The following is a 13,282-nucleotide window of genomic DNA, read 5'->3' on the forward strand; positions in this document are numbered from 1 at the left end:
AAAATACTATGCAGAATATAAATAGAATTTTACTTATAGGTATATTAGCTACAGCAAGTATTATCGGAAGTGGATGTAGTAAGTCAGATACAGGAGTAAGCGGTGCGACAAGTGTTGAAGGTACGGCTAATGAGAGTAAGGCTGAAGAAACTACCAAATCAAAGCCAAAGAAAAAAGCATTTAAAAGAGCAGAAACACTTGGCACTATAGGTTGGATAGATTTGGAAGACGATGAAAGCTTTCCAAAAGCCGGTTATATACCTTTGCCCTATATTACCTTGGGTTTTGATGAGAATAAAGGTGAACTTGCATCATGCTATTTTAAAAATACATGTGTTGAAAAAACGGATGCGGAAGAAACCTTACATGTAGAATACACGGAAGATTTAGAAAGAATACCTGATATACTTAAAAAATACCCTACATTTTGGAATTCTTTTGTAGAAGAAAGAAGAATGTACTTTATGTTTTCTTCACAGCAATATGAAGTAGTAGTGGATAATACAGAGAAGGTTACCTATGGTGGTGTTGACTTTATAAAAGAAGAAGGACATATAGACGTAACGAGAAAGGATCCTGCTAATACAAATTATCCGGAACTTATAAGAGGAGGGTATATTGCTTACTACTATTTCAGTCCTAAAGATGCAGGACAGTTGGAATCCGACACCATGCAAGGCTATGGAATGGGAATGGCGGTATGGGGTGTAAGACCTGTAGATATGTCAGATACAGAAGAAGCCAAGACTATGGAAGAAAACTATGAAAAGCTTAAAAAGTCTGCGGAATTTTCTATGAAAACTTTTTCAAGTCAAGAAGAATACAGGAGTTTGGGTAAGTAGATTAAATATACTCCTTCAAAATGACCACACTAAGGAGCAAACTAATGGATAGATACAGGCAAAGAGGTTTTATCACGGTAGAAGCAAGTCTTATACTTATGATTTTTATTTCATCGTATATTGCCATATTAAGTATGATTAATGTTTACAGGGCATATACAAGTATACAAAATGCTATAGATCAAACTGCGAAGCAAGTGTCCGAGTATGCTTATATAGCAAAGAAACTTGGAGTACACAATATAGGACAGGGTGCATCAAGTGAGGCGGGTGAATTTACCGATAAAACAAAGAAAATGCTTAATACCGTACAGGTGTTTTTCAATGCCAGTGCAAACGGTCTGGAAAATGCAACTGATGTGACTTCAAATATATTGGATGAAGGAACTGAGCAATATCCTGAAGATATATTATCTCAAATGAACAGTGTGGGACAGAGTGCACAGGAGATATATGATGCAGGACAGGCTATGCATACTTCCGTTACCGACTACTTTTCTGATGAAAAAGCAATTTTTAACGGAATATTGGCGGTTATAAAAGACGGTGCATATGATGCTGTGAAGTTGGCTGTTGCAATGCCTATAAGCAGAGCCGTTACAAATAAGTACTTACAGAGTTTTCCAAACGGATATTTGGAAAAGTTGGGAGTACAGGGTGGAAAAAACGGGATAAACTATTGGGGCTCGAGTTTCTTCCTGGATATGCAAAGCATTGAAATAAGTGCCACATATAAGATGAGAATACCGTTACCGTTTATAGATAAATTTGATTTTATATTGAAAAATACCGCATCCACCAGAGCTTGGATTGGAGACGGAAGCTTTAATGAGCCCAATGAGGCCGGAGGAGCCGTTGCAGGTGCGGCACTTGAAGACGGTGCTGATGAAATACCGGGTGAAGAAGACAATTTTGATAATGTAACTCCGGTAGTAACACCGAGCAACAGGCTGAATATTCCGGCTTCAGTATGGGATAAGAGTACCAAAGATAGAGGCGAGGAGATAAGCAATTACGATAATACAGTTGTAAAGAGAAATCTGGATTCAAGTATATACAAAAGTATAAGTATTTTTAATGAAGAAGAGAGTTATATAGCCAGAACTCATAGTATGGATACCGATTTAATAGAGTATCAGGACGGTAAGAAATTTTTAAGTGCTATAAAAAAAGATATGAAAAGGCTTAAAAACTTCAGTTGGGAAGGTGATATTACATCTGATAAATATAATAAAAAGTATTATTATCTGGTGGTAAAAAACAAAGAATTGAGTATTGATCAGCAAAAGGCAATAATCCTTGCAACGGAATATGCAAGAGAAAACGGCATGGAGTTGAAATTATATACGACAGAATAGGAGATACAGGTGATGGTGAACTTGATTTTTTGTGTGGTTTTTATGTTGATAACATATGCTGTTACACTGTATATGTACAAGAAAAGGTATGGCAATATTTATTCAAGGCAAAATGTATTTTTGATAATTACATATTTGATTATAGGAATTGCTATAGGCATCTTATATAGGATATACGCTTACGATATTTTTAAATCGTTTAAGGCTTTGACTGTGATATCCGTCTCCTTAATAATTGCAGTAATTGATTACAGAGAAAAGATAATACCGAATGAGGCGGTTGTATTTATATTGGGAATTTCCTGTATATTTATTTTGATAAATGTATTTACAAATACAATTGAGGCATTGGCTATATTTATAGATTCTGCTGTAGCAATGATTATCGGTAGCGGACTTTTTGCTATAAGTAAGGCAATCAGTAAAAACGGTGTCGGAATGGGGGATATAAAACTTGTAGGTGCACTGGGATTTTACTTAAGAATTTATACTTTAATGGGTGTATTGATAGTATCACTTGTATCCATTGCATTATACGGTCTGTTTAAGGTGTTTACAAAAAAGGCAACTACAAAGGATGAAATACCTTTTGCACCTTTTATTGCTTTCGGTGTAACTGCATGTATGTTACTGGGATTTTAGGAGCTGTATATGACAATGAAAAAGATATTGGTACCTGCAATAATCTTACTGTTGGTACTTGGCTGGGGCAATATAATAGGCGGCAATGCAAGAGAACGTAAAAACTATAATGAACATATGTCAAATGCCAAAGCTTTTGATGAAAAAGAAATTTATATAGATGCACTCGATCAATATAAGAAGGCACTGGAATTTACTAAGAATAAGCTGCCGGTAGAAGAGGCGATTCTCGATGATTATCTCAATTTAAAGAAATATAAAGAATTTGAGAAGCAGGGAAGTATGATTTTGGAAGATTATAATTATCCGAAAGAAATAACAAAAAAGGTCGTCGATTACTATATGGAAAGAAAGCAAAGTGCTAATGCTCTAAAAGTTGTAAATGCTTATCTTGAAAGACAACCGAATGATGATGAGTTTTTGGAATTGCAGGGAAAGCTTAGAGGTGTATATACGGAAATCTATTTTGCAGGAGCTTCTATAGATGAATTCTACAACGGATTTTATGTATTCACAAATAATGATAAAAAGGGACTGATGAAGTCGGATGGCAGTGAAAAGATAAAGTCTCAATATGATGATATATTACCATATGGTAAGGATCCAATTTATGCTCCTGTTTGTAAAGACGGTGAGTGGTATTACATAGAAAAAAACGGATATAAAAAGCTTTTACCTGACTTTAAAGTGGATTCACTTGGTGTATTTGGAAACAAGTTGGCTCCTTATAAGATGGGGGAAAAGTATTCTTATATGGATGAGTATGCAAAAAAAGCCACTGAGTTAACCTATGATTTTGCAGGAGGATTTGCAAATAAGAGGGCGGCGGTAAAAAAAGATGGTAAATGGGCTGTTATAAAAAATGATTTTTCACAGATTACAGATTTTATATATGATGATGTGATAATGGATGATTTAGGTTTTGCTACTTCACAGAATGTATATATTGCAAAGCTTGACGGTAAGTATCATATTTTTGATTTGGACGGAAATATGAAGGGAAGTGAAGGCTTTGATGATGCAAAAGCATTTGTATCGGATGATATGGCAGCAGTTAAAATGAATAATAAATGGTGTTTTGCAAATAAGAACGGTGAAATTGAATTAATGACCGAATATAAGAATGCAAAATCTTTTTCAAACGGTTTTGCCGCTGTATATGACGGGAAAAAGTGGGGATATATAAATAAAAAAGCCACAGTAGTTATTGATTTCGGGTTTAGTGAAGCAGGCTGCTTTAACAGTAGCGGCGTAGCGGCTGTGAAAAAGGGAACTTGGAAATTTATTAAGCTTGTAGAATAGGAGGTTTTTAATGAAAATCAGACTGGCTTTAATAGATACAGATGAGGATTACAGAAAAAGATTGTCGGATTTTTATATTAAAAAATATCAGGACAGAATAGAAATATTGACCTTTTCTTCATTAGATTCATTTGAAAATAACAGAGGGAACAAGTCTATAGATGTTATGCTTGTATCTGAAAATATAGAAGATGACTTATCGTCATACAGTGAAAAGATGAGTATGGCATACCTCTCTGACAGGGATTTGATAGAGAGAAAAAACAATATAAAGACAATCAATAAATTCAAGAAGCCTGAAAATATATATAAGGAAATATTGAATGTATTGGCAGACGGTTCAAACGGTGATATTGCATATAAATTTAATGACGGAAATAATACTTTGGTTGAGGTGTTTATGCCGGTAAACGGAGGGGCGGGAGCTACTTCTCTTGCCATAGCCTATGCAAAGAGATTGGCAAGGCGAGGAACACCGACACTCTATTTGAATTTTGAAATACTTAATTCATCCGATATTTTCTTAAACGGAGAGGGAAATATCGGATTTGATGAAATCATATATGCAATAAAGAGTAAAAAGCAAAGTGTTTCATTAAAAATAGAAAGCAGCGTTTTAAAGACAAGTGAAGGGCTGAATTTCTTCAATAAATCAAGGGCGGCTCTGGATATGCTTGAACTTAGTGATGAAGATATATCGGTACTTATTAAAGAAATAAAGGGAATGGGTAAGTACAGACATATAATTATAGACTGCAATTTCGATCCCGGAAGCAGATTGAATACTTTTTCAAAGTTTGCACATAAGATAGTGTTTGTTTTCGATGATACAAAGCAAGGAATCAAGAAAATGTCCGAGTTAAATGAGGCATTACATATTATGGAAAATAATGGAGCTATTGATATAACAAACAAAATAACTCTTATATGCAATAAGGTAAAAGATATTAATAATATTTCAATTCCACAAAACTTGTCTGTAAGAGACTTTGTAAAAAATTATAGTGCAGATGGCAATGATTTGACTGAGATACTGTCAAAGGTTTCATTTTTGTAAAATTTGAGATAGGAGGCCCATATGTTTAAGAGTAATGAGACTGAAAAGGATATTGAGCTTATATATTATGTTGCTGAAAATGAAAAAATTGATAATGTAAGCATCGGTATGATGAGAAATAATGATATTAAAGGTTTGCTTCCTATAGATATAATCATGCATGATTCAATGACGGAGTTTAAGTATAAAACTGAAAAGTTAAAAAATCTGGATGAATATTTGAGCGAAGAACTTACAAAGGAAGATTTGCTGAATGTATTTGAGAACATTTGTAAAGCTTTAACGGATATAGAAGAATATATGCTTGGTGAAGCACAGTTGGTTTTGGAAAATAAATATATTTTTACAGATAACAGAAATATAAAAATGATACTTCTGCCTTTGTATGACAGAAGAAATAATTTAAGCATACTCGAATTCTTTAAAAATTTACTGCTTTATATGATGGTTAAAAATAATAAGGCTGCAAATTTTGCGGCAGATGTAAGCAGGCAACTCTCAGATGAAGAATCATTTTCAATCGAAAAATTCTTACAATTAATATCCCAAATAAAACAAAAAAAACATATTGAAAACTTCGATATCACAAAGCCGGAAATCAAATCCGAGTTTAAAGAAAGAAGGGTATACAATATTGAGGAGCAACTCGAACAGTTAACTCCTGATAATACCGGTTACAGCAGCGGAGCACGGATTCCGGTAAATATGCAATTCCCTGTAAATACTTTCAATTCTGTTAATAATAAACCCCTATCAAATATTGAATTGGATGTGAAACCGGTAAATTCAGAAAAGAAAAAGGGTTTGTTTGGCTTTGTAAAGGTTGAAAAGAAAGAGGAAATTTCAAAAACTCGGGAAAATGATTACCATAAACAAAGCAGTTTTCTTATTCCGGGTAGAGAAGAACCGGTAAATATAGCTACAGTCAGCCGGAAAGAATCTAATGAAAAAAAAGGATTTTCTCTTTTTGGGAAAAAGAAGGAAAAAGAAGTTTACGTTGTTGATAACAAGACGGAAGCATCAAAATTACATTCAAATAATTTTGCAGAAACCACTGTTTTACAAAATTCAGACCGCTTTGCTGAGACGACATTACTTGGACTTTCTGTAAACGTATTAAACGCATTTCTGATATGGAAGAGAACAGGTGAAAAAATTCTTATAGATAAGTCAAGCTTTAGAATCGGAAGAGAAAAAAGCTATGTTGATTTTTGTATAAATGACAATTCTTCAGTCGGTAGGAATCATGCGGAAATTGTAAGAAAAGACGGATCATTTTTTATAAGAGACTTGAAGTCATTGAATTTTACAATGGTAAACGGTGAAAAAGTATCATCAAGTGTTGAAGTTGAACTTTGGGATAATGACATTATAAGTTTATCAAATGAAGAATTTGAATTTCACATGGTATAAAATATGAATTATTTTTTGGCGGCACAAACCGAAGTCGGATTAAAAAAGAGTTGTAATCAGGACAGTGTAATATTAAAGAGAGCCAAATTTAAAGGTGAGGAAGTCTGTATAGGCATAATTTGTGACGGAATGGGTGGACTTTCCTGTGGTGAGTTGGCCAGCAAGAGCATAGCGGAAGCATTTTCAGACTGGTTTTTGTACAGTTACAGTAAATATGAAAGTATCTGGGATGAAAGCAGAATGAGGGAAGATGTAGGAAGTATCATAAGTTCTGAAAATGAGGGATTGCTCTATTATGGGAAAGAGCATGGAATATATCTCGGTACAACAATAACCGCTTTTCTTTTGGCAGGAAACAGATTTTTTGTATGGCATGTAGGAGACAGCAGACTATATAAAATATCTTCATCTAAAATAGAGAGACTTACAAATGACCATACGGTTATTGCAAAAGAGGTGGCAGAGGGAAGACTTACAGAAAAAGAAGCAAAAAATGATCCGAAAAGAAATGTACTTTTGCAATGTATCGGAGCATCAGAACGGGTAAAGCCTGATATGTTTTGCGGAGAAGTGAAAAAGGGAGATATTTTACTGCTTTGCAGCGACGGATTCAGGCATGAGATATCTGAAAAAGAGATGTTGAGTTTACTTGGCAGATGCGAAAGTAATAAACTTAATGAGATGATTAAGAGGCTGATATCATTGAATCTTAGAAGAAATGAACAGGATAATATATCGGCGGCATTGGTCAAAGTTCAATAATAGGGGTAATATGTTGGAAATAGGCAGCCTTTTAGACGGAAAGTATAAGATTTTAAATAAGATCGGACAGGGCGGTATGAGTGTTGTTTATTTGGCAATGAATGAAAAGGCAAATAAACAATGGGCCATAAAGGAGATGCGAAAAGAGAAAAACAAAAATTATGAGATTATGAAACAAAGTCTTATAACTGAAACGAATCTCTTGAAAGAATTAAAGCATCCTTACCTGCCAAGTATCGCAGATATAATTGAAAATGACGATACCATAATAATAGTAATGGATTATGTGGAGGGTAGGCCTTTATCCGATATTTTGTCTGAAGAAGGCGTTATAGAAGAAGATAAAGTGGCGGATTATGCAATACAGCTTTGTGATGTGCTGGATTACTTGCATTCACAGAATCCTCCGATAATATACAGAGATTTGAAGCCGGCAAATATTATGTTAAGACCTGACGGTAAAATCACTTTGATAGATTTCGGAACGGCAAGAAAATACAACTACGACAGTGTATCGGATACAACCTGCCTCGGTACTATAGGGTATGCCGCACCTGAGCAGTTTGCGGGAGAGACTTTAAGACAAACAGATGCCAGGACGGATATATATAATCTTGGTGCAACTATGTATCATCTTCTTACCGGTGTGAATCCTTCAGAGCCGCCATATGAGCTTTATCCGATAAGAAGATGGGATGAGAGTTTGTCAAACGGTCTTGAAAAGATAATTCTCAGAGCCACAAGAAAAGATCCTGACAAAAGATTTAACGATTGTAAAGAAATGTCATATGCACTGCAACATTTCAGAGATTTGGATGATTCATACATAGCAACTCAAAAAAAGAAAATATATTTGTTTGTGGCAAGTCTTATTCTGTCTTTTACTTTTTTCTCTATGGCTATTGTTGTAAACGGAATGGAGAAAAGGGAAATCTCAAAGGTCTATAACAATTATTTATCTGAAGCGGCTCTTAAAATTGCTTCAGCAGGAAGTGAGAATGTAGTTGATTCTGATATTTTAAAACTTTTCCGGGATGCGATAAATATATCCCCAAACAGTACGGAAGCATATATAAGAATGCTTGATTATTACTGTGATCTTGGGCAGACAAGGAACGGACTTATGGCGATTTCTGCAATGATTGCATCGGGAACAGGTGATTTGGGTAATAATGACGATCTTATGATGAGAATGGGACAGATTTATTTTCTCGGCAACAGTAAGGATACAGAGTTTGATATTGACTATGGAACGGCCGCAAGATATTTTGACAAAGTAAATATAAAGAAATATCCACAGGCAAAATATTATTCTTCTTTAGCAAGATCATTATCGGAAATAGGGACGGACTGGAACATTATAGTCAAAGATATGAAAAATGTTGATGAATATCTGAATACAGAAGTAAATGAGGAAGAAAAGGCCGAGATATATATTACATTGTCAAAGATTTACAGATCAAATGCTTTTGCCATACAGAAGGTGGGTGAAAAACCTTTTGATAAAGCGATGGAACTTTTAAATAAAGCCGGTGAGATATTAAACAGCTCATATATAGACAAGGATTTAAAAGAAAAATATCTACCGGAATTATACTTCGGATTTGCGGATGCCTACTATAGAAGAGCAAATATTGAACCGGATGAAAAAGAATCAAGAAATGATTTATATGAAGCCGTATCATATTATGAAAGATATCTGATATTCGCTACGCCTGAACAGACGGTTTTATTTAAAAACAGGGTAGGAGATATTTATAGAGTTCTTGGGGAATACAAAAGGGCAGCTGAAGAGTACGAAGATATTATAGAAAAATATCCTGAAGATGCTACGGCTTATATAAGTCTTGCGACTATGTTGTTGATAGATATGAAAGACGTGAATACATCAGCTATGATTTATATGAAGGCGGGGGAATTACCTGATATAGAATTTAATTCCAACTTCGTTTCTTTAAAGAATAAATTGAAAAATATCGGAGGTATCTGATGCATAGAATACTATATTTTAGCGGATTTTTTTCAGGTGTCATCATGTTGTTTATAAGTATTTTGTTATGGTTTAAAATGGGAGTAAGAAAGGCATTTAGTGATATTTTAAGTTATGGTTCAAAGAAAAAGTGGGTGGTGGATCAGAAGATGCAAAACACAACCATGCCTCTTAGAAAAATAAACTCAAGGAAATTACCGGCAAAAAGAGGAACACATGATATCGTTAAAAATAATAAAGATATGGACGAAACAATTCTTTTAGAAAATTATCATGGTCAGATTCTAAATAATCACAATGAAAATACAAATTTTGAAATTATCGAAGAAATTAATTTAATTGCGGGAGGCAGATAGTATTATGAATATGAGAGGCATAGAAAAAAAGTTAATTGCAGTAATCATTTGTTTTTGTTTTTTATTTCAAATTATTTTCAGATCTTTTATTTTTGATTCCATGGCAGCGTCTACAAACATTTTGATAGGATTGATTTTCAGAGACGGTGAAGGATACCATATCAGGAATGTTTCATCATTCTTAGATTCGGAAGGTAAGTTAACCCTGCCTAGACCAAGAGATTTGGGTGATACAAATGATGAAAGTTATTTTAACTGGAGTCCTGTTTTGGTAGAAAATTCTTTTGAAAATATAAAGAATGTTATTTTAAACGGTGGGAATATTGAGATAGAAGATTATGATGTTTCAAGACCTCAGGCTCTTGCTACATCATCTGTTGCGACTTCTTCCATTGCGACTTCTTCCATTGCAACACATTCAAACACAAATAGAGATGATTTGGTAATCAGAACAGGATTTTCAAATTTAAGTAATACCGAAAGTAGAAATGCAAGTATTACTCTTTATAGAAGCAATGTATACTTTGAGATAGGACGCAGTGTACAGATCACAAGAACAAACGGCTTAAACACAGTTAATACAGACATGAGAAGGTTTGTTTCAAAAAACGGTAATAAGAATCAGATATTCTTTTTGGCGGCTCAGCCTGTTATAGAGCCCGAAGTACCACATGAAGTACATGAAAATATACAGCTTACAGAAAGGTCGAGAATGTCAAACAGCATTACTGTAGTTACCGTAGATACGAACAGGAGCAATACGGAAGATACAGGTGCAGGAAGAACAGATAGTGCCCGAAGAACGTATAGCGTCGACAGTAATGTAAATACTGAGAGAAATATATCCGGTTCAGTGATAAGAAATAATATTGCAAACAGAGATATTGTAGATAATAATACAAGTCAAACTACTGAGACGGAAATACAAGACAGTCCTCAACCTGTTCAAACAGAAGAAGTAACAGATGTATCAAATGAAGTACCACAATTTTTTCAACCTATCGGAAATGGAAATTCCGTAAGCGAAAGAACGGATATCGACAGAAGTATAAATAATGTCAGACATACAGTAAGCATAAACAGAGATATAGTAAATAACAGGGTGAACGGATTCTTGAATACAAGATCTACATATGTAAATGTTGACGACAACGATTTTAATGAGAATAATTATTCGGTATCGGTTTACAAAAACGTGAATGGAAAAGAAGTACTGTCAAATACAAGATATACCTGGAGTTCGGACGGTGTAAATCACAGAGCCAATATAGTGTTTGATGATGACGGAGAGTACAGAATCGCAGTTGTTAAAAACAATCCGGGTTCAGAGTCGGAAAGAGTAAGATTTGAAGAAAAGCTTAATGTTGATGCTACAGCACCGTATATTACGATTACAGGAGTGGAAGATTTGACTGCAAATGCAAGAACAGTTTCACCTGTAGTAAAATACAGCGATGTAAATATAGATTTACTAAAGTCAAAGATTACTCTTACAGCCGTAGCGGACGGAAAGTCAAGAGACCTTATATATAAGGCAAAGAAACAGGACGGCGGATATATATTAAATCTTGATCCTATATATATTGACGACAATTATATACTTACCGTAACCATATATGATATGGCAGGAAATGTTACCGAGAAGAAGGTGAATTTCTCTGTAAATAAAAAAGGTGCTACATTTAAGTTTAAGCCTGAAGAACTTGTAGGACAGTATACAAACAAGCCGTTTAAACCAAGTATTGAGGTATGGAACACCGATGAAATTTCTATTGTGTCGGCAACTGTAAACGGAATGGATGAGCCGTTTGAGTTTGTAAACGGTGAGTTGAAGTTTTTAAATTCAATAGATAAGGATGGAAAATATACTTTTAATCTTGAAGTGATAGATACGGCAGGAAATAAGTCTTCAATGAGGCCGGTGGAAGTTATATATGATGCCACAAAACCTGTAGCTATGATTTTAGGTGTAGAAGATAGACAAATATATGAGGGCAATGTAAATATTATTTTAAGTACGGAACTTCCCGGAGATTTTATTGAATCGGTTTGGCTTGATGATAAATTACTTGATAAGAGTGAGTATACGATTAAGAATGACGGTACAATAAACTTAAGTATTTATACAGAAGGTAAGCACACCGTAAAAGCACAGGGAAAAGATAAGGCGGGTAATTTAAGCGATATCGCTTCTGTAAGCTTTGAAATAAAAGCACCGAAGGCAAAACTTTTATCAGCAGGTTATATTCCTTTGGCAGTTATAACTTTAGGCATTGCATTGGGATTGGGAATAGTCTTTGTATACAAAAAGAGAAAAGAAGAATAGATGAGTGTAATGGGGCTGTTACAAAAGTGACGGCCCTTTTACTTAAAATTTATAATAAAAAACAACCTGATAATAATATTTTTGGTATAATAGGGGGAAGAGATATGAAAGATAAGGACATAACTCAAAAGATGCTTGAAAAGTACAATGATGTATTTGCTGATATCTTAAATGTACTTTTATTTGACGGCAAAGATGTAGTTGATGAATCTTCATTGTCGGATGCACTGCCAATGAGTATGCTTAAGATAGGAAGTAATGTCAGATTACAGGAGAGAGATATTGCAAAATACTGGCAAAACAGTAAAATAAATATATCACTGTTTGGATTAGAGAATCAGACAAGACCTGATAAGTTAATGCCTCTTAGAGTGTTCGGATATGACGGTACAGAGTATGTAAATCAGACAAGAAAAGAAAACAGATATAAGGAAAAGTATCCTGTGATTACTTTAGTCTTATATCTTGGGTATGATAAAAGATGGAATTATCCTACTACACTTTTAGAAATATTGAATGTACATAATGATATAAAATCTTATGTAAATGATTTTAAGATTAACCTTTTTGAAATTGCATATCTGGACAGAGTAAAAATTGATTTATTTAAAAGTGACTTTAAAATATTGGCGGATTATCTGTATCAAATGCGAACAAAGAGAGACTATACTGCTGATAAAACTACAATTGAGCATGTTGAAGAGTTACTGTATCTGATGAGTGCAATGACCGGAGATAACAGATTTGAAGAAACTATAAATGAGCTGAAGGGAAAGGAGAATGTTAATATGTGCGAAGTACTTGATAGAGTTGAAGCAAGGGGAGTAGAGAGGGGAAGGCTTGAAGGTGCTGTAACTACTCTTGCATCCTTAGTAAAAGACGGAATATTAAGTATTGAAGATGCCGCAAAAAGAGCAAATATGAGTGTTGAAGTGTTCAAAAAATATATTTATTGAAAAAGATATTTACTTATGCTAAAATGAGTTAGCATAAAGCTTGTTGTCGTAGTACGACATAGAAGGAGAATGTATATGAAGCATGTTGTTACTTTAAATGAGAAAACTCTTAAAGAGAGCTTAAAGCGTGGTGGTTGTGGCGAGTGCCAAACTTCTTGTCAGTCAGCTTGCAAGACATCTTGCACAGTTGGAAACCAGGGTTGTGAGAATCCTAACAGATAAGACGCTTGTATCAAAAACCCCCCTTCGCGGTCATAGACTGTTAAGGGGGCTTTTCA

The 13,282-nt window shown here is 34.4% G+C and carries 12 protein-coding genes; all 12 read left to right on the forward strand.

All coding sequences use genetic code 11. The features are described 5' to 3' along the window. The first annotated feature begins 8 nt into the window (after positions 1-8). The 12 genes from SBH76_RS08730 (at position 9) to scfA (ending at position 13,226) form a co-directional block, all read left to right on the forward strand. Positions 9-842, forward strand: coding sequence for a hypothetical protein (locus SBH76_RS08730; RefSeq protein WP_317977504.1), 834 nt, complete (start codon positions 9-11; stop codon positions 840-842). 44 nt (positions 843-886) lie between these two features. Continuing rightward, positions 887-2,200: an endonuclease toxin domain-containing protein gene (locus SBH76_RS08735; protein ID WP_317977505.1), complete on the forward strand. Its 1,314-nt coding sequence runs from the start codon at positions 887-889 to the stop codon at positions 2,198-2,200. Between the two features lie 12 nt (positions 2,201-2,212). Then, on the forward strand, positions 2,213-2,842 hold the full coding sequence (locus SBH76_RS08740; protein WP_317977506.1) for a prepilin peptidase: 630 nt from the start codon (positions 2,213-2,215) through the stop codon (positions 2,840-2,842). Positions 2,843-2,851: 9 nt separating this feature from the next. Then, entirely contained in the window at positions 2,852-4,144 is a 1,293-nt protein-coding gene (locus tag SBH76_RS08745; protein ID WP_317977507.1) for a WG repeat-containing protein, read from the forward strand. 10 nt (positions 4,145-4,154) lie between these two features. Next, positions 4,155-5,201, forward strand: a complete 1,047-nt coding sequence (locus SBH76_RS08750; protein WP_317977508.1) for a P-loop NTPase family protein — start codon at positions 4,155-4,157, stop codon at positions 5,199-5,201. Between the two features lie 21 nt (positions 5,202-5,222). After that, positions 5,223-6,614, forward strand: a complete 1,392-nt coding sequence (locus SBH76_RS08755) for a DUF6382 domain-containing protein (RefSeq protein WP_317977509.1) — start codon at positions 5,223-5,225, stop codon at positions 6,612-6,614. A 3-nt stretch (positions 6,615-6,617) separates the two neighbouring features. Further along, positions 6,618-7,376: a PP2C family protein-serine/threonine phosphatase gene (locus SBH76_RS08760; protein ID WP_317977510.1), complete on the forward strand. Its 759-nt coding sequence runs from the start codon at positions 6,618-6,620 to the stop codon at positions 7,374-7,376. A gap of 10 nt (positions 7,377-7,386) precedes the next feature. Beyond that, positions 7,387-9,366 (forward strand): serine/threonine-protein kinase, encoded by a 1,980-nt coding sequence (locus SBH76_RS08765; protein ID WP_317977511.1) that lies wholly within the window; start codon positions 7,387-7,389, stop codon positions 9,364-9,366. Next, on the forward strand, positions 9,366-9,722 hold the full coding sequence (locus SBH76_RS08770; protein ID WP_317977512.1) for a hypothetical protein: 357 nt from the start codon (positions 9,366-9,368) through the stop codon (positions 9,720-9,722). The genes SBH76_RS08765 and SBH76_RS08770 overlap by 1 nt, the downstream gene beginning before the upstream one ends. A gap of 4 nt (positions 9,723-9,726) precedes the next feature. Beyond that, positions 9,727-12,048, forward strand: a complete 2,322-nt coding sequence (locus SBH76_RS08775; protein ID WP_317977513.1) for an Ig-like domain repeat protein — start codon at positions 9,727-9,729, stop codon at positions 12,046-12,048. 104 nt (positions 12,049-12,152) lie between these two features. Continuing rightward, the gene (locus SBH76_RS08780; RefSeq protein ID WP_317977514.1) at positions 12,153-13,004 is read left to right on the forward strand and encodes an RpnC/YadD family protein; all 852 of its coding nucleotides are present in this window, start codon (positions 12,153-12,155) and stop codon (positions 13,002-13,004) included. Between the two features lie 75 nt (positions 13,005-13,079). Further along, on the forward strand, positions 13,080-13,226 hold the full coding sequence (gene scfA / locus SBH76_RS08785; RefSeq protein ID WP_007593215.1) for a six-cysteine ranthipeptide SCIFF: 147 nt from the start codon (positions 13,080-13,082) through the stop codon (positions 13,224-13,226). Positions 13,227-13,282 lie beyond the last annotated feature (56 nt).

It is taken from the genome of Lachnoanaerobaculum sanguinis, from assembly GCF_033242365.1.
GTDB lineage: Bacteria > Bacillota > Clostridia > Lachnospirales > Lachnospiraceae > Lachnoanaerobaculum > Lachnoanaerobaculum sanguinis.